Below are 16,831 nucleotides of genomic sequence, written 5' to 3'. Positions count from 1 at the left end.
CTTCAGCCGCAAGGGCAACTGAAGGCCGCAGTGGCGTCGTCGATTTTCAGCCGCGGATGAACGCGAGCAGATCGGCGTTGATCGTTTCGGCGTTGGACGTGGGCATGCCATGCGGGAAGCCCGCATACGTCTTCAACGTGCTGTTCCTCGCCAGCTTCGCCGACAGGAGCCCGGAATCCGCATACGGAACGATCTGGTCGTCGTCGCCATTCATCACGAGAACGGGGATCGTGGTGCTTTTCAGGTCTTCGGTGAAGTCGGTCTGCGAGAACGCGACGATGCCGTCGTAGTGGGCCTTCGCGCTGCCCATCATGCCCTGCCGCCACCAGTTCCAGATGACGCCTTGCGACGGTTTCGCGCCGTCGCGGTTGTAGCCGTAGAACGGGCCGGCGGGCACGTCGTAGTAGAACTGCGCACGGTTCGCCGCGAGTTGCGCCTGGAGGTTGTCGAATACCGCTTTCGGCAGGCCGCCCGGATTGCTGTTCGTCTTGACCATCAGCGGCGGAACGGCGCTGATCAGCACGGCCTTGGCGACGCGGTCTTCGCCGTGACGGGCGACGTAGTGGATCACCTCGCCGCCGCCGGTCGAATGGCCGACATGAACGGCGCCTTGCACGCCGAGGTGATTCACGACCGCGGCGACGTCGTCCGCGTAATGATCCATGTCATGACCGTCCCACACCTGGCTGGAGCGCCCATGGCCGCGACGGTCGTGCGCGATCACGCGATAGCCCTGTGCCAGGAAGAAGAGCATTTGCGCGTCCCAGTCGTCGGCGCTGAGCGGCCAGCCATGATGAAAGAAGATGACCTGCGCGTCGCGCGGCCCCCAGTCCTTGTAGAAGATGTCGACGCCATCCTGCGTTGTGACGTATCCCATGTCTGCTCCTGTTCGGTGGGCGATATCGATCCGTGACGGTCCTGCCGGTCGCGAGGGTCGCCGGGCCGGCGCGGCGCATGCGGTGGCATCCGCTGCCCGCCTGCCTTGGCGATGCGTTCACTCTAGGTTTAAAGTTAGGTTTAATGTCAACACGCTGGAGAGGCAGGGATGAGAATCGGGGAACTCGCGAAGCTCAGTGGCCTGACGGCCTCGCGGATCCGCTTCTACGAGGCTGAGGGGCTGCTCACGGCCGTGGAGCGCGGCACGAATGGTTATCGCGAATACGGCGACGACGCGGTGTGGATGCTCGAGATCATCGCCGGCGCACAGAGTGCCGGGTTCTCGCTGGAGCAGATCCGCCATCTGCTGCCGTTGAAAGCCGGCAACTGGCAGCATGACGGGCTGGTGGAGGCGCTCGAACGGAAAGTCGCCGAGATCGACGCGATGCAGAAGCGCCTCGAGGAGAACAAGGCGCAACTGCGCGTCGCGATCGACAGCATCAAGAACCGGCCGGCCGAACTGACCTGCTCGGAGCGTACGCGCTGGGTGATGGACCGGTTGCGCAATCCGGGCGAGGCGCCGACACCCGGCAAGGGCCGTCGCACGACCGCCAAATGATCCAGCGCCGGCCCGGCGAGCGCCGGCCAGTCGCTCAAACGCAATCCGACGTGCCCCTCTACTCGGGGCCTTGACCTTAAAGTTGACTTAAATCTTAGAGTGCTTGCTGACGGCGGTGAGTCAGCGGGCATCGGGTGTTGCCTGCCACGGTCGATCATCGACGGGAGGCAACGAATATGGACAGGCGGTTTACACAGGTCGAATTCGGCCCACACAAGGTCGACGTGCCCGAAGGCGGGTACTACGACCGGTTCCGGATGAATCCTGACCTCGACGAAGTGGCGCGCGATCCCGCGGCGGGGAACATCGATTTTTTCCGTCGGATTCCGAAGCGTCAGGTTGCGTCGCGGGTCGGCCCGACCTGGGCGCCGAATTTCTACTACCGTTCCAGCAGCATTCAGCTGCTGTTCCTTGCGCCGCTCGAACGCCTGCGGACCACGCTGCCGGTGCCGCTCGAGCCGCTGCGCGCGCTTCCCGGGTACGGGCTGGTCGCGCTGACCTTCTTCTCGTATTCGGTGTGCGACAACGATCCGTATGACGAAGTGTCGGTCGCGGTGGTGATCCGGCGGCCCGGCTCGACCGGATCACACGCGCTCGAGCTGCTCGATTCGATGCGGCGCCGGAGCTTCTTCGCGCACGTGCTCGCGCTGCCGGTCACCACGGAAATCGCGCGGGTGCGCGGCGTGCACGGCTATCAGCTGCCCAAGTGGCTCGCCGATATCGACGTGAAACTCGACGCCACCGCCACCGCCACCGCCACCGCCCGCATTGCCGGCCCGGGCGGCCGGCCGGACCTGAGCCTGAGCGTGCCGATGCCCGAGCTGACGAACGTCGCGTCGCAGTCGCACATGGGCACGTCGACGATGATCAACCGCATCGACGGCGAATGGCACCAGACATTCGTGCAGACGAATGCGCTATCGTTCGCTCAGCGCCTGCTGCCGCGCAACGTCGAGCTCGTGCGGCATGGCGGCCCGCTGAGCCAGCTGCTCGACGGGCTGGGCGCGTCCACCATCCTGCGTCTCGACGTGGTGAAGGACGCGCAGCTGGTGCTGAACTTGCCGACCCCGTTGAAGGCCTTCGATGAACCCGGAAAGCCACGCTGACGCCACGCCACTTCGCGGCACGCCCGCGCCGAAGGAATCGCCCATGACCCGTCCGACCCACGATCTGGTCGTATTCGGCGCCACCAGTTTCGTCGGGCAGATCCTCGCCCGCTACCTCGCCGAGTACCTGTCAGGCAGCGGCGAAACGCTGCGCTGGGCCATCGCCGGCCGTTCGGAAGCGAAGCTCAGGCAGGTCCGGGATACGCTGGGCGCGGCCGGGCAGTCGGTGCCGATCATCGTCGCCGACGCGGCCGACGAAGCGCAGCTTCGCGCGCTCTGCGCGCAGACGCGGGTGGTCGTGTCCACCGTCGGCCCCTATGCGCTTTACGGGGAGCCGCTGGTCAGGGTCTGTGCGGAGACTGGCACCGACTACTGTGACCTCACCGGCGAGACGCAATGGATCAAGCGGATGATCGACAGGTACGAGCCTGCGGCCCGGCAATCCGGCGCGCGCATCGTCCATTGCTGCGGCTTCGATTCGGTGCCGTCGGACATGGGCGTGTTCTTCCTGCAGCAGCAGGCGCGGCAGCGGTGGGACGTGCCGGCCGCCCAGGTGAAGATGCGGGTGAAAACGCTGAAGGGCGGCGCGTCGGGCGGCACGGTGGCGAGCGTGATCAACGTCGTCAGGGAAGCGGCGGCCGACCCAGCGTTGCGCCGGGAACTGCTCGATCCGTATTCGCTGTGCCCGCCGGGGCATGGCTTCACGATGCGCCAGCATGCGGTGCGATCCGCCGCATTCGATCGCGACTTCGACGCGTGGATCGCGCCGTTCGTGATGGCGGCGATCAACGAGCGTGTCGTGCATCGCTCCAATGCGCTCGCCGGCAACGCGTACGGCAGCCGCTTCACGTATGACGAAGCGGTGATGACGGGCACGGGCCTCAAGGGCCGCCTGACCGCGGTGACGATGGTGGCCGGTCTCGGCGCGTTCATGGTGGGTGTCGTCATCAAGCCGGTGCGCAGCCTGATGGAGCGTTTCCTGCTGCCGAAACCCGGCGAGGGGCCGAGCGCCGCGGCGCAGCTGGCCGGCCGCTACGATCTGCGCTTCTTCGGCCGTACCGACGACGGGAAGACCTTGCGCGTGAAAGTCACCGGCGACCGCGATCCCGGCTATGGCTCCACGGGCAAGATGCTCGGCCAGGCCGCGATCAGTCTCGCGCTGGATTGCGCCGGCGACGGCGTGAAGACCGGCCGCGGCGGCGGCTTCTGGACGCCCGCGACGATGTTCGACGCGCGCTACATCGAGCGCCTGGTGCGCCATGCGGGGCTGCGTTTCGAAGTGATTTGAGCGCGCGCCGTTCGCTCGCCATTCGACAGGAAGCCGATAAAGATCGGATTGCGAAACAACATCGGGAGACAAAGGACAGTCACGACGGGGCAGATGGCCGGACACGATCCGGCCGGGGAGTATCGGAACATGAAGATCGGGGAACTGGCGGAACGCACCGGCCTGACCTCTTCGCGCATCCGCTTTTACGAGCGCATCGGTCTGTTGACGCTCGTCGAGCGCGAAGCGAACGGCTATCGCACCTATCCGCAGGAAGCGGTGACGGTGCTCGACCTGATCACGGCCGCGCAGAAGGCGGACTTCAGTCTCGACGAGATTCGCACGCTGATGCCGGCCGACCTCGCGCAGTGGCCCTGCGCTTCGTTGCTGGACGCGCTGTGCGGCAAGGTGCGGGACATCGAGGCGCTGGAAGCGCGGCTCGCGCAAAGCAAGGCGCAGATCGTGGCGCTGATCGCCGATATCGCCGCGAAACCGGAGTCGGTCGATTGTGCAATCCATGCGAAGCGATTGCTGTCGCGCATCCCGCCGGGGAGTGCGGCGGAGGGCAGCGGCGGTGAGGCTACGACTGCCGCCGCCGATCGCGATGAAGCGGTCGTGCGCCGCCGGCCGCCCCGCGCCTAGCGGCAGCGCGCCGGCGCATCCCATCACAGCAACGCGACGACCTGTTCCGCGGTCGCCTTCGCCGATTGCGGATTCTGGCCGGTCACGAGCCGGCCGTCGACGACGACGTACGACGTGAACGGCAGCAGCGCCTTCTCGTAGCGCGCGCCACGCTGCTGCATCTGCTCCTCGACGTTGTAGGGCACCTTCTTCGCGACGCCGGCCAGGATTTCCTCGACCCACGAGTAGCCGGTGATCCGGCGTCCGGCAACCAGCAGCGAGCCGTCCGACAGCTTGGTGTTCAGCAGCCCGCAGTAGCCGTGGCAGACCGACGACACGACGCCGCCGCGCTCGTAGATTTCGCGTGTGAGCCGCTGCAGCCCCGCATCGTCCGGGTAGTCCCACATCACCGCATGGCCGCCGGTGAAGTAGATCGCGTCGAAATCGGCCGGATCGATCTCGTCGGGGCGCGCGGTGGTGGCCAGCAGCGCTTCATTGGCCTTGTCGGCGCGCCACGCTTTCGCGGCGGCGTCGGCGTGCGGCCATTTGAGCGAGCGCGGCTCCAGCGGCGACACGCCGCCCTTGGGGCTCACCAGCCGCTGCTCATAGCCTTTCGCCGCGAAGATCTGATGGGCATGGGTCAGCTCGGACAGCCACAGGCCGGTCGGTTGGGACGGATCGGCGTAGTGCGCGACGTTACTCACGACGTGAAGGATGCGCTTGCTCATGATGCGGTTCCCTTTCATCGGCCACGGGCGGGCGTCGTCGACGCGCCGCCGGATTGTCGGATGGCAGTGCCCATACCCATGGCCTCGATACGCTGCCGAGGCAAACCTTAACCTTCAAGCAAAGTTGAAGGTCAAGGCCTTTTCGTCTTCGCGGACCGCGCGGGGCTGGCGGGCAGCACGAGACCGTCCAGCAAGGTGGTCAGCGCATCTTCGATCGCGTGATCGCCGACCTTCTCGCGCACCAGCCGCCCGTCGATCGCCAGCATCGTCAGCCCATGCAGATGCGCCCAGCAGGCGGTCGCCTGGCCGAGCGCCGGGCGCGGGCGGATCGTGCCGGCGCGCTGGCCGTGTTCCAGGATGTCGACGACCAGCAGGAACGGCGCCTGCACGCGCGGATCGAGATGGATGTCCGTGGGCTCGCCGGCATCCGCGGCAAACATCAGTCGATAGAGATCCGGGTTGCGCTGCCCGAACGCGAGATGGGCGTAAGCGAGTGCGCGCAGCACGTCCGGTGCGTCCGCCGCGGGATCGACGGACGCGGTGAGGTCTTCGTTCAGCCGATCGAAGCCGATCAGCGCGAGCTCGTGCAGCAACGCGGCCTTGTCCGGGAAATGCCGGTACGGCGCCGAATGGCTGACGTTCGCGCGCCGCGCGATTTCGCGCAGCGTGAACTGCCAGCCCTGTTGCTCCTGCAGCGTGTCGAGCGCCGTGTCGATGATCGCGCGCCGCAGATCCCCGTGGTGATAAGCCTTTTGCCCGGCGTCCGCAGCCTCATCCGACGACATCGCGTTGCTCCTATGTTGACAGGGAACACATTGTGAGCCTATGATCCGCCGCATGCAAGTTGACAGTGTCTACATCGACGCAACCTCGTGAGGTGCACCATGGCCGTTTCCGCAGAATCCAGCTCGAGCTTCGACCCGGCGGCGTTGCTGGCCCGTCAGCGCAACGCGTTCGTCAGCGAGGGGCCGCCGAGCGTGCAGCAGCGCAAGGCGCGGCTCGCGCGGCTGCGCGCCGTGGTGCTCGCGTATCGCAGCGAAGTGGAGGAGGCGGTCAGCGCCGATTTCGGGCACCGCTCGCGACACGAGACCGCGATCATGGAACTGGTCGGCGTGATCCAGGCGATCGACTACCTGACGCGCAACCTGCGCCGCTTCACGAAGCCGCAGCGCCGGCACGTCGGGATCTTTTACCGGGCCGGGCAAGCGCGCGTGGAGTACCAGCCGCTGGGTGTCATCGGCGTGATGGCGCCGTGGAATTACCCGTTCGCGCTCACGTTCATTCCGCTGGCCACCGCGCTGGCCGCGGGCAACCGCGCGATGCTCAAGCCGTCGGAACTGACGCCGCGCACCAGCGAGGTGATGCGCCGAATGCTCGCGGAAACTTTCCCGAGCGAGGAAGTCGCGGTCGTGCTCGGCGGCCCGGAAGTCGGCGCCGCCTTCAGCGGCTTGCCGTTCGATCATCTGCTGTTTACCGGCAGCACGCAGGTGGGCCGCAAGGTCATGAAGGCGGCCAGCGACAACCTGGTGCCGGTGACGCTCGAACTCGGCGGCAAGAGCCCGGCGATCGTCGCGAGAGGGCACGTCGACGGCCGGACGATGTCCAGCATCGTGTTCGGCAAGCTGTCGAACGGCGGGCAGACCTGCGTCGCGCCCGACTATGCGCTGGTGCATGAAGACGACCTCGACGCGTTCGTCGCGCAATACGATGCGGCCGTCGCGCGCTTCTATCCGGGCGGGCCGACCAGCCCGGACTACACGTCGATCGTCAGCGACCGGCATTTCGATCGCCTGAAGAGCCTCGTCGACGAGGCGCGCAGCAAGGGCGCGCGCGTGATCGAGGCGGGTGTGAATCCGCAGCAGGCGGCCACCCGCAAGCGGACGCTCGCGCCCACGCTGATCGTCGGTGCCGGCGACGATACGACCGTCATGCAGGAAGAGATCTTCGGGCCGATCCTGCCGGTGCGCACGTATCGCACGATCGACGAAGTCGTCGACTACGTGAATGCGCGTCCGCGGCCGCTCGCGCTGTACTACTTCGGCGCGCAGGACAGCGACTGCGAGTCGTTGCTCAAGCGCACCACGTCGGGCAACGTCGGCATCAACAATACGCTCCTGCATGTCGCGCAGGAAGACTTGCCGTTCGGCGGCGTCGGCCCGAGCGGGATGGGCGCGTATCACGGCATCGAGGGATTCCGCGCGATGAGCCATGCGAAGGGCGTGTTCGTGCTGGGGCGCTGGAACCTGCCGAGCCTGCTGCGTGCGCCGTTCGGCAAGCTCGCGGATCTGTCGCTGGCAGCGCTGCTCGGGCGCAGCCGGGAACCGGCGGGGGTGCGGGCGGGATTGAGCGCGAAGCGCTGAGACCGACGATGCACCGCGACCGGCGCGCGGCTGCTTTGCATGCAGCGCGCCGGTGTGGCCGAACGCGCATGCGTCGGTAAGTGCCTGTGATCGAACCTCGGCCGTGACCGAACTGCACGCTAGGGCCGGTTGCGCACGCCGGCCCCGTTGCGAATGGCGGTTTCATCGACAAGCGTCGCAGCGAATTCGACGGCGGCCGGCATTCCCGCGTCGTGCATCATCACGAATTCCATGTCCGGCAGCGCCGGCAAGCCTTCGGACGCGCCCAGCTCGCGGAGCGTGTCGTCGATCGCGCTGCGCGGCACCGGCGCAATCGCGATGCCGGCGCGCGCGAACGTGCGGATGCCCGTGACGCTTGGGCTTTCGCATGCGATGAAATAGGGCATGCCGGCCAGTGCGAGCGCCTTGATGGCAGCGCCCCGGTACGGGCACGGATCGGGGAAGCACGCGAGCGGCACATCGCCTTCCGGCAGCGGCTCGTGGCACGCAAACGCCCAGACGAGCGGCTCTCGCCACAACGTCGCGCCCTGGCCCGTGTGCGCGCACCGGCTGCCGATCACGAGATCGAATTCGCCGTCGGCGTGCCGTTGAAACAGGCTGTCGCCGATGTCGACCGTCAGATTCAGCCGCAAGCCGCGCCGCGCGGCGCCATGGCGGCGCATCACGTCGGGCAGCCAGCCTCCCGCCACATCCTCCGATGCGCCGATGCGCAGCGTGACATCGACTGCGTTGCCGCTGCCCAGTTTCGTCTTCGCTTCCTCGCTCAGGTTGAGCATCGCGCGCGCGTAGCCGAGCAGCATCCGGCCATGCTCGGTGAGCGTAACGCTGCGCGTATTGCGGGCGAGCAGCGCCCGGCCGACCTGCTCCTCGAGACGAGCGATTTGTGCGCTGACCGCGGACTGGCTGAGATGCAGCCTGCGACCTGCGCCGGTAAAGCTCCGTACGTCGGCGATGGCGACGAACGTATGAAGCAGTGAGGTGTCGAGCGGCGTGTTCATTGATCACCAATTCGGGTTAATTCGATCAATTCATATCGTTTCCGGATTATAGGTCGATCCGATAGGCTGCGAAGGGCAGTGGGCGATCGCGCATCCCGCGCGTCGCCGTCACTTTCGGCAAGGACCGGTTTCATGACACGCGTGCTCTATATCGAAGGCTCACCCAACAAGGACTACTCGGCGTCCATCGACGTGTGCAATGCCTTTCTCGATGCGTATCGGCACACGCATCCCGATCACGAGATACAGACGCTCGACATCTGGAATCTGGCGATACCCGAATTCGACGAAGCCGCGCTGGCCGCTAAATATGCGGGACTGAGCGGCAACGCGTTGACGCCGGCTCAGGCGGCGGCATGGCAGCGGATCGAGCAGCTCGCGGCGCCGTTCCACGAGGCGGACAAGCTCCTGTTCGGCGTGCCGCTGTGGAATTTCAGTATTCCGTACAAACTCAAGCACCTGATCGACGTGATCTCGCAGAAGGACGTGCTGTTCACGTTCGACGGCACAGGTTTCGCCGGCAAGCTGGCCGGGAAAAAGGCGGCGGTGGTCTACGCGCGCGGGCTCGGTTATCAGTCGCCGGGCTCATTTACCCCGGCGGCCGAATTCGATCTGCAGCGCCCGTACATGGAGACCTGGCTCAAGTTCGTGGGCGTGAAGGACGTCACCGGGATCGTCGTCGAGCGCACCTTGCTCGGCCCCGACGGAGCGGTCGATCGCAGTCGCGCGATCGACGAAGCCCGCACGATCGCGCGTACGTTCTAAAGCGACCGAGTGGCGCATCCGGCGCGCCGGCGAAGCGCGCCGGTCGGTTGCATCGACGGGTGGCGCGCCGTTTCGAATCAGCGCCCGCCGCGCGCGATGGCAAGCGCGACGCCGAAGCCCACGAGCAGGCAGCCGAAGGTGCGGTCGATCCAGTGCCGCAGCGCCAGCAGGCGATCGCGGACGGCCGTCGCGGAGAAGCACAGGGCCACCAGGCTGAACCAGCCGGCATGCGCGACGGCGATGAACGCGCCGTAGCCGATCTGCACGATCAACGGCGTGTCGGGCCGCACGGCCTGCATGAACAGGCTGACGATGAACACCGTGGTCTTGGGGTTCAGCGCATTGGTCAGGAAGCCGGTGCGCAGCGCGGCCAGGTCGGACAGCGGTGCGGCCGGCGCATCCGTCTGCCCGTTGCCCGCCTTCGTCATGAGCATCTTCACGCCGAGGTAGATCAGGTAGATCGCGCCGACCAGCTTGACGGCATTGAAGAGCCACAGCGACTGGCGGATCAGCAGGCCGACGCCCAGCAGCGTGTAGCTCACGTGAACCGTCACGCCGAGCCCGATCCCCAGCGCGGTGAGCACGCCCGAGCGGCGCGACAGCATCAGGCTGTTGCGCGTGACCATCGCGAAGTCCGGCCCCGGGCTGATCACGGCCAGCAGCGTGATGGTGACTACAACTATCAGTTCGGTCATCGTCTTGTCCTTGCGATTGATGGCTTGATGGCGCAATCTTATGGGTCATGTTCCATCGGAAAAAGCGATGATTTCTGACCAGAATGGTGAGATTGACTCACAGTCAGTTCGCACGAACCTGCCATCGCTGATGGCGCTGCGTTGCTTCGAGGCGGCGGCGCGTCACGAGAATTTCAGCCGTGCGGCCGACGAGCTGTGCCTGACCCATGGCGCGGTCAGCCGCGCGGTGCGATTGCTCGAGGACGACCTGGGCGTCGCGCTGTTCCAGCGGCGCAGCCGTCGCGTGTTCCTGACCGATGCGGGCCGCAAGCTGGCGCAGGCCGTCCATGACGGGCTGGGGCTGATGCGTCACGCCGCGCAGGAATTGCGTACCGAGGCCGCCCGGGCGCGGCGCTGGGTGCTGTCGTGCGAACCGACGCTTCTGATGCGCTGGCTGATTCCGCGCTGGCCGGATTTTCAGGCGCGGCATGCGGGCGTCGACATTCACCTGGCTGCCGCAGGCGGTCCGTTCTCATTCGACAGCGGCATCGACATGGCGATTCGACGCAATGACTTTGCGTGGCCGGCGGGTTATCACGCGGAGCGGCTGTTCGCGGAGAAGGTGGGTCCGGTCTGCCGGCCGGATAAGGTCGATGCGTGGTTTTCCGCGCGTCGTGGCAGTCGATCGTTGAAGGCGGATGTTGCGCGACTGCACACGCGGACACGGCCGGACGCGTGGAAGGAATGGGCAGTGGCGGCGAACCAGCCGGCCGCGGGCGGGCGCGGGCAGACGTTCGACCATTTCTATTTCAGTCTGCAGGCGGCGGTTGCGGGGCTCGGTGTCGCGATCGGCCCGTGGCACCTCGTTCGCGACGACATCGAAAGCGGTGTGCTCGTCGCGCCGATGGGGTTCGTCGAGGATGGTTCGCATTACTGCTTGTTGACGCCGGAACCGGTGGTGGCGGGGAGTGCGCAGGGGGATGTGCTGGGGTGGTTGAGGGCGGTGGTTTGATGGGGCGCGTGTGTGTGCAGATGGGTGTTGACGCCACGCGCCCGCAAGAAGGGGCGTGGTGAAGCTCGGCGCAGGCATCGCGATCGATCCCGGCGCCCGGTATCGCACGCCACGGTATGGACGTCGCTACTGCCTCGAATCCGGCGCGAAGGTCTTTCCCGTCACGTCGGCGATGAAGTCGATCGCCGCGCGAATCGACGGGGAATGCCTGAGATCGGCATGCACGACCAGCCAGATGTCGCGGGCGTACGGTTCCCCGTCGAACGGCAAGCGCTGCAACCCCGGATCGTCATCGCCCATGAACACGGGTAGGCCCGCTACGCCGATTCCGGTACGGGCCGCGACCTGCTGCGTCGTGATGTCGCTGACTTCGCACGCGATGCGGCGACCTCGAGCGATCGATTCGAGCCACTTCTGATGCGGCATTTCCGCGAATTGCGCGTCGTAGCAGATGAATGCCCAATCGTCAGGCGTCGACGCGTGCGCATAGTCGCGACTCGCATAGAGCCCGAAAGCCATCTCGCCCAGCTTGCGCGTCACGTTTTGCGGCTCTTCGGGGCGGAACAGGCGCACGGCGATATCCGCTTCACGACGGGCGAGCGAGACGCTTTGCGCCTGGCTGGCCATCGACAGCCGAATACCCGGATGCATTTGCGCGAACGCATACAGATGATTCGCGTAGAAATTGTTGGCGAGCACGGGCGGCACGCTGATCGTCACGGTGCCGTGCATCGGCAGATGTTCCGTGAGCGCGAGGCGCTCGATCGCAAACGCGTGCTCCTCCATTTTCCCGGCGAACTCGAGAATCTGCCGGCCGGCGGCGGTCGGCCGGCACGCGCGCGGCAATCTGTCGATCACGCGCATCTTCAATTCCGATTCGAGTGCGGCCAGGCGACGGCTGACTGTCGCGTGGTCGACGTTCAATCGCCGGGCGGCCGCGGAAAGACTCCCCGCTTGTGCGACGGCAACGAAGTAACGCAGGTTTTCCCAGTCGAACATCGGTGCATTTTCTCCAGGCTGCTGTGCTGTTTTGCGGAATATTCGCACAGAAGGCGATCCTCTACGCTTCAATCCTCCGAATGCGAAGGATTGCCGATGCAGACCTCATCCACACCTCACCCGCGGCTGGTTCAAACGGCGTCGTGCCTCGGTTATGCGGTCGTCCTGATCGACGTCAGCGTCGTCAACGTTGCGCTCGATGCATTGCGAACGTCCTTTGGCGCCGCGCTCACCGACCTGCAATGGGTCGTCAACGCGTATGCGCTCGTGTTCGCGGCGACCCTGCTGATGGCGGGCGCGCTCGGCGACCGGCTGGGTGCAAAGCGCGTGTTCATTGCTGGCTACGCGATCTTCACGCTGTCATCGATCGGCTGCGGCCTCGCGCATTCCATCGGCGCGTTGATCGCCTGGCGTCTCGTTCAGGGGATCGGCGCCGCGCTGCTGGTGCCGAACTCGCTGGCCGTGCTGCGTCTCGCATTCGACGACGCGGCAGCGCGTAGCCGCGCGATCGGCTGGTGGGGTGCCGGCGGCGGCATTGCGCTGGCCGCGGGGCCGCTGGCCGGCGGGTTGCTCATCGCTGCAGTCGGCTGGCGCAGCATTTTCCTGGTCAACGTGCCGGTCGGCATTGCCGGTATCTGGCTGACGTGGCGGTTTGCGCCCGACACGAAAGCGCAGGGCGGCAGGCGCCTCGATCTTCCCGCGCAACTGACCGGTGCGTTTGCGCTGGCGGCGCTCACGTTCGCGTCGACCGAGATCAGTGCGCTGGGATGGCGCAGTCCGGTCATCGTGAGTGCATTCGTGTTGTGCGTTGCGTTGGGCATCGCGTTCGTCCGGCTGGAGGCGCGCAATCCGGACGCGATGCTGCCGGCCGGGTTGTGGCAGGACCGGATCGTCCGCAGCTCGATCGTGATCGGTGCGATCGCGAACCTGGTCTTTTACGGCATCGTCTTTACGTTGAGCCTGCTGTTTCAGTCGGTCTGGCATATGACGCCGGTGCGCGCAGGTGTCGCGTTTCTGCCGATGATGGGGGTGCTGATGGTCATGAGCATCGTCGCCGGACGACTGACCGGCAGGCTGGGGGCGCGCACGCTGGCGACGGCCGGGTTATCGATTTCAGCGTTCGGTTATCTGGCGATGTGGCCGGCGATTGCTACGCAATCCAACGGGTTGCTCGCGATACCGATGCTGCTTGCGGGCAGCGGCATTGCGTTGACGATACCGACCATCATGGACGCGGCGCTCGCGGCGGTGAGCGGCGCGCAGTCAGGTGTGGCGTCGGGGTTGTTGAATACGGCGCGTCAGGTGGGCGGCGTGATGGGCGTCGCGTTGTTTGGTTTCTTCGTTCGTGAGGCAGGGGGCGTGGCGTTCGTCCATGGGATGGAGCGGGCGTTGATCGTTTCGGCTCTGTTGCTGGTGGTGGGGGCGGTGATGGCTTGGTGGAATCTGGGGCGGGCGGCGGAGCGCGGGATTCGGGCTCGCGGGGCGAGCCCTCGACGTCAATGACCCACCCGATAAACGCGGCCGCCATGCACGCCTTCCACGCTGCGTCGGTAGGCGATTGCCACACGTGACGCCGGCGCGCTTTCGCGGCCGGGGAAAAAACCGACCGAACCCCGACCACGGATTCGGTCAGTACGGTCGGGGTCACGGCATTGATCCGGATGTCCCGTGGAAAATCGCCCGCGGCCGCACGCACGCATCCTTCCATCCCGGCTTCGGCTCGCCAAACCGATCACGGGCATCAGGTCGTCGTTGGCTTCTTGAGATCGTCGATGCACGGGATGCCTGCTTTCCGCTTGGGACGGAGAAACTTGGGCACCGCGCTGGATTGCCCGACGCCGGCCTGGCTTTGACTGACCTTCGGCTTCAACGCGGCCGTCTTTGCCTTGTGCGGCATCCGGCAACCGCCGGCCGCCAGGTCGGCGTACGGGTCGTCTTCCGCTGCCGCCGCGGCAGGCAGTGCGGGCGCGGTCGACGCGACCAGCATCGGCGCGAACGGCAACGCGCGCATCCGCTCGCCGGTCAGAACGAACGCGCCGTTGGCGACCGCCGGTGCGATCGGCGGCACGCCGGCCTCGCTCAACCCGGTCGGATGCGCGTCCGACGGGACGAAGAACACGTCCACCGGCGCTGCTTCCTGCATCCGCACCGGCGAGTAGTCGGCGAAGCCGGCGTTGCGGGCCGCACCATGCTCGACGTCGATCGCGAAACCCGGCTTGGTCGTCGCGAGGCCGAACAGCGCACCGCCCTGGATCTGCGCTTCCGCGCCGGTCGGGTTCACGATGCGGCCGGCATGCACGCCGGCCGTCACGCGGTGCACGCGCGGCTGCCTGGCTTCGATCGACACCTCGGTGACATACGCGACGACCGTGCCGGCGGTTTCGTGCATCGCGACGCCCCACGCATGGCCGGCGGGCAGCGTGCGTGCGCCGTAGCCCGACTTGTCGACGGCCAGTGCGAGCGCCTGGCGATGGCGAGTGTGCTCGGGGCTGGACAGCCGCGCCATCCGGTACGCGACCGGATCCTGGCGGGCCGCGTGCGCGAGTTCGTCGACGAGCGTCTCCATCACGAACGCCGTATGCGTATTGCCGCCCGAGCGCCATGACTGGACCGGCACGTCGACGTCCGGCTGGTGGACCGAGACCTGCATCGGGAAACCGTACGGGCTGTTCGCCACGCCTTCGGTGAGGTCGGGATCGGTGCCGCTTTTGCGAATCGTCGTGCGCTCGAGCGGCGAACCCTTCAGCACCGACTGGCCGACGACGACGTGCTGCCAGTCCCGCACCGCGCCGCTGCCGTCGACGCCGATGTCGACCCGATGCAGCACCATCGGGCGGTAATAGCCGCCGCGCAGGTCGTCCTCGCGCGTCCAGATGGTCTTGACCGGGCCCAGGTGGCCGGCTGCCAGGTACGCGGCGGACACACGCGCGGCTTCGACCACGTAGTCCGACGTGGGCGTCGAGCGCCGGCCGTAGTCACCGCCCGACATCATCGTGAAGATCTGGACTTTCTCGGGCACGACACCGAGTGCCTTCGCGACCGCGGCGCGATCGGACGTCTGCATCGACGAGCCGCCCCAGATCTTGATCCCGCACGCGCAGCTCGGCGGGCCGACGTCAACCGTGCAACTGAGCGGTTCCATCGGTGCATGAGCCAGATACGGAAATTCGTAGTCCTGCCGGATTCGCGTGGCCGCCGGTGGTGCGTTGCCGGCATCGGCCGTGCGCACCACGGTGCCGGGCGTGCCGGCGAGCTGCTTGTATGCCTGCATCTGTTCGGCGGACGTGACGGTCGAACCGGTGTCCTTCCACGTGACCTGCAGCGCGTCGCGACCGAGCCTCGCAGGCCAGTAGCCGTTCGCGATCACGGCCACGCCGGTGCCGCCGCGATCGGTCGGGATTTCGACGACCTCGACCACGCCCTTGACCGCGCGGGCCGCCGCCGCGTTGTAGCTTGCAACCTGTCCGCCGAAGCGCGGCGGGCGCGCGACCACGGCCACCATCATGTCCGGCAGGCGCCAGTCCATTCCGTACTTGAGCGTCCCGTCGAGCACGGCGCGCGAATCGACGCGCAGGGTCGGCTTGCCGATGATGCGGAACTGGTCGGGCGACTTCAGCGGCACGTGCTGCGGCACCGGCATCGCCATCGCGTCCGCCGCGAGTTCGCCGTAGGTCGCGGTGTGGCTGCCGGACGTCACGACGCCCAGCGCGGTCCGGCACGTGGCCGGATCGACGTTCCAGCGCCGGGCGGCCGCGGCGACGAGCATCGCGCGCGCGGACGCGCCGAGTTCGCGGTATTGCGTAAACGAATGGTTGATCGACGTCGAGCCGCCCGTCATCTGGATCCCGGTCACCGGATCCTTGTACGGTTCGCCCGCCGGCGCGAGCACGGTGCGCACGTTGCGCCAGTCGGCATCGAGTTCGTCGGCCAGCGCCATCGGCAGCGCGGTGCTGACGCCCTGGCCGGACTCGGTCCGGTTGACGGCCACCGTCACCGTGTTGTCCGGTGCAATGATCAGGAATGCTTGAGGCGGCGAGGTCCGAAGGGTCATGCCGGCTTCGGCGCCGGCGCGCTTCGGTGTGATGCCGAGCGCGAGACAGCCGCTCGCCGCCATCGTGAGTTTCAGGAAGTCGCGCCGGCCGGGCATCGGAGAGCCGGCTCCGGTGACGGTCGAAGCGTCGGAGGCAGGGGCGCGGGTGTTCGCCGGGCGCCCGGCAGTGCGGATACGCATGGTCACAGTCTCCCGGCGGTCTCAGGCAAGCGCACTGGCCGCGGCGTGAATCGCGGCGCGGATGCGCTGGTAGGTGGCGCAACGGCACAGGTTGCCGGCCATCGCGCGATCGATGTCGGCATCGGTCGGCGCCTTGTTGCCGCGCAGCAGCCCTGCCGCACTCATCATCTGGCCGCTCTGGCAATAACCGCATTGCGCGACGTCGTGGCGGACCCACGCGTCGAGGACGGCCTTGCCGATCGCATCGTCGGCGAGGTGTTCGGACGTCGTGATGCGCGCATTTCCCACCGACGACAGCGCGAGCGTGCAGCTCGGCACGGCCCGACCGTCGACGTGCACGGTGCACGCGCCGCAGTCGCCGGTGCCGCAGCCGAACTTGGTGCCGGTCAGGCCGAGGTTGTCGCGCAGCACCCAGAGCATCGGCGTCGACGGATCGGCATCGACGTCCGCCGGCCGGTTGTTGATGTTCAACGTCACCATCGTGAAGTTCTCCCTTGGACACCGCGTTATCGTTCGCGAGACAAAACCGCAATGCGACGGATGTGAACCAATTAAAGCAGATTCGAGAATAAATC

16 protein-coding genes and 1 pseudogene are annotated in these 16,831 nt (G+C 66.8%); 8 read left to right on the top strand and 9 right to left on the bottom strand.

Translation table 11 applies throughout. The features are described 5' to 3' along the window. Positions 1-46 precede the first annotated feature (46 nt). Positions 47-877, bottom strand: coding sequence for an alpha/beta fold hydrolase (locus tag CFB40_RS34410; RefSeq protein WP_089433845.1), 831 nt, complete (start codon positions 875-877; stop codon positions 47-49). Between the two features lie 168 nt (positions 878-1,045). Between CFB40_RS34410 and CFB40_RS34405 the strand changes: the two genes are divergently transcribed. The 4 genes from CFB40_RS34405 to CFB40_RS34390 all read left to right on the top strand — a co-directional run bounded on the left by CFB40_RS34405 (position 1,046) and on the right by CFB40_RS34390 (position 4,510). After that, a complete protein-coding gene (locus tag CFB40_RS34405) occupies positions 1,046-1,495 on the top strand; it encodes a MerR family transcriptional regulator (protein WP_089429866.1) in 450 nt (149 codons plus the stop codon). A gap of 176 nt (positions 1,496-1,671) precedes the next feature. Next, positions 1,672-2,601, top strand: coding sequence for an acetoacetate decarboxylase family protein (locus tag CFB40_RS34400; protein ID WP_089433844.1), 930 nt, complete (start codon positions 1,672-1,674; stop codon positions 2,599-2,601). Between the two features lie 43 nt (positions 2,602-2,644). Next, positions 2,645-3,889, top strand: coding sequence for a saccharopine dehydrogenase family protein (locus CFB40_RS34395; RefSeq protein WP_089433843.1), 1,245 nt, complete (start codon positions 2,645-2,647; stop codon positions 3,887-3,889). 129 nt (positions 3,890-4,018) lie between these two features. Continuing rightward, a complete protein-coding gene (locus CFB40_RS34390; protein ID WP_179255146.1) occupies positions 4,019-4,510 on the top strand; it encodes a MerR family transcriptional regulator in 492 nt (163 codons plus the stop codon). Positions 4,511-4,533: 23 nt separating this feature from the next. Here CFB40_RS34390 and CFB40_RS34385 read toward each other — a convergent pair whose 3' ends face one another. Together CFB40_RS34385 and CFB40_RS34380 are read right to left on the bottom strand one after the other, a co-directional pair. Continuing rightward, positions 4,534-5,217, bottom strand: a complete 684-nt coding sequence (locus tag CFB40_RS34385) for a type 1 glutamine amidotransferase domain-containing protein (RefSeq protein WP_089434032.1) — start codon at positions 5,215-5,217, stop codon at positions 4,534-4,536. A 131-nt stretch (positions 5,218-5,348) separates the two neighbouring features. Beyond that, positions 5,349-6,002: a TetR/AcrR family transcriptional regulator gene (locus CFB40_RS34380; protein ID WP_089433842.1), complete on the bottom strand. Its 654-nt coding sequence runs from the start codon at positions 6,000-6,002 to the stop codon at positions 5,349-5,351. Positions 6,003-6,101: 99 nt separating this feature from the next. On the opposite strand from CFB40_RS34380, the gene CFB40_RS34375 reads away from it, so the two are divergent. Beyond that, positions 6,102-7,577, top strand: coding sequence for a coniferyl aldehyde dehydrogenase (locus tag CFB40_RS34375; RefSeq protein WP_089433841.1), 1,476 nt, complete (start codon positions 6,102-6,104; stop codon positions 7,575-7,577). A 119-nt stretch (positions 7,578-7,696) separates the two neighbouring features. Here the strand turns inward: CFB40_RS34375 and CFB40_RS34370 are convergent, their stop codons facing one another. Further along, positions 7,697-8,575: a LysR substrate-binding domain-containing protein gene (locus tag CFB40_RS34370; protein ID WP_089433840.1), complete on the bottom strand. Its 879-nt coding sequence runs from the start codon at positions 8,573-8,575 to the stop codon at positions 7,697-7,699. A 132-nt stretch (positions 8,576-8,707) separates the two neighbouring features. Here CFB40_RS34370 and CFB40_RS34365 point away from each other — a divergent pair, with 132 nt between their 5' ends. After that, complete coding sequence (locus CFB40_RS34365) at positions 8,708-9,340, top strand: FMN-dependent NADH-azoreductase (RefSeq protein ID WP_089429859.1); 633 nt, start codon at positions 8,708-8,710, stop codon at positions 9,338-9,340. A 77-nt stretch (positions 9,341-9,417) separates the two neighbouring features. Here CFB40_RS34365 and CFB40_RS34360 read toward each other — a convergent pair whose 3' ends face one another. Further along, complete coding sequence (locus CFB40_RS34360; protein WP_089434031.1) at positions 9,418-10,035, bottom strand: LysE family translocator; 618 nt, start codon at positions 10,033-10,035, stop codon at positions 9,418-9,420. Positions 10,036-10,102: 67 nt separating this feature from the next. Here CFB40_RS34360 and CFB40_RS34355 point away from each other — a divergent pair, with 67 nt between their 5' ends. Further along, the gene (locus CFB40_RS34355) at positions 10,103-11,026 is read left to right on the top strand and encodes a LysR family transcriptional regulator (protein ID WP_089433839.1); all 924 of its coding nucleotides are present in this window, start codon (positions 10,103-10,105) and stop codon (positions 11,024-11,026) included. A gap of 126 nt (positions 11,027-11,152) precedes the next feature. On the opposite strand, the gene CFB40_RS34350 is transcribed toward CFB40_RS34355, so the two are convergent. Further along, on the bottom strand, positions 11,153-12,025 hold the full coding sequence (locus CFB40_RS34350; RefSeq protein WP_089433838.1) for a LysR family transcriptional regulator: 873 nt from the start codon (positions 12,023-12,025) through the stop codon (positions 11,153-11,155). Between the two features lie 96 nt (positions 12,026-12,121). Here CFB40_RS34350 and CFB40_RS34345 point away from each other — a divergent pair, with 96 nt between their 5' ends. Beyond that, complete coding sequence (locus CFB40_RS34345) at positions 12,122-13,528, top strand: MFS transporter (RefSeq protein ID WP_089433837.1); 1,407 nt, start codon at positions 12,122-12,124, stop codon at positions 13,526-13,528. Here CFB40_RS34345 and CFB40_RS39445 read toward each other — a convergent pair. From CFB40_RS39445 to CFB40_RS34330, 3 genes and pseudogenes are all read right to left on the bottom strand, one after another. Beyond that, positions 13,522-13,739 (bottom strand): annotated as a pseudogene (locus tag CFB40_RS39445) (short chain dehydrogenase); the annotation flags it as partial. The gene CFB40_RS34345 and the pseudogene CFB40_RS39445 sit on opposite strands and share 7 nt — an antisense overlap. 27 nt (positions 13,740-13,766) lie before the next feature. After that, positions 13,767-16,256 carry a xanthine dehydrogenase family protein molybdopterin-binding subunit gene (locus CFB40_RS34335; protein WP_089433836.1) on the bottom strand — a complete coding sequence of 830 codons (2,490 nt, stop codon included), beginning with the start codon at positions 16,254-16,256 and terminating at the stop codon, positions 13,767-13,769. Positions 16,257-16,277: 21 nt separating this feature from the next. Continuing rightward, entirely contained in the window at positions 16,278-16,736 is a 459-nt protein-coding gene (locus CFB40_RS34330) for a (2Fe-2S)-binding protein (protein WP_089433835.1), read from the bottom strand. Between the last annotated feature and the right edge of the window lie 95 nt (positions 16,737-16,831).

The organism is Burkholderia sp. AU31652 (genome assembly GCF_002223155.1).
Classification (GTDB): domain Bacteria; phylum Pseudomonadota; class Gammaproteobacteria; order Burkholderiales; family Burkholderiaceae; genus Burkholderia.
This window is presented reverse-complemented; position numbering and strand designations above follow the sequence as displayed.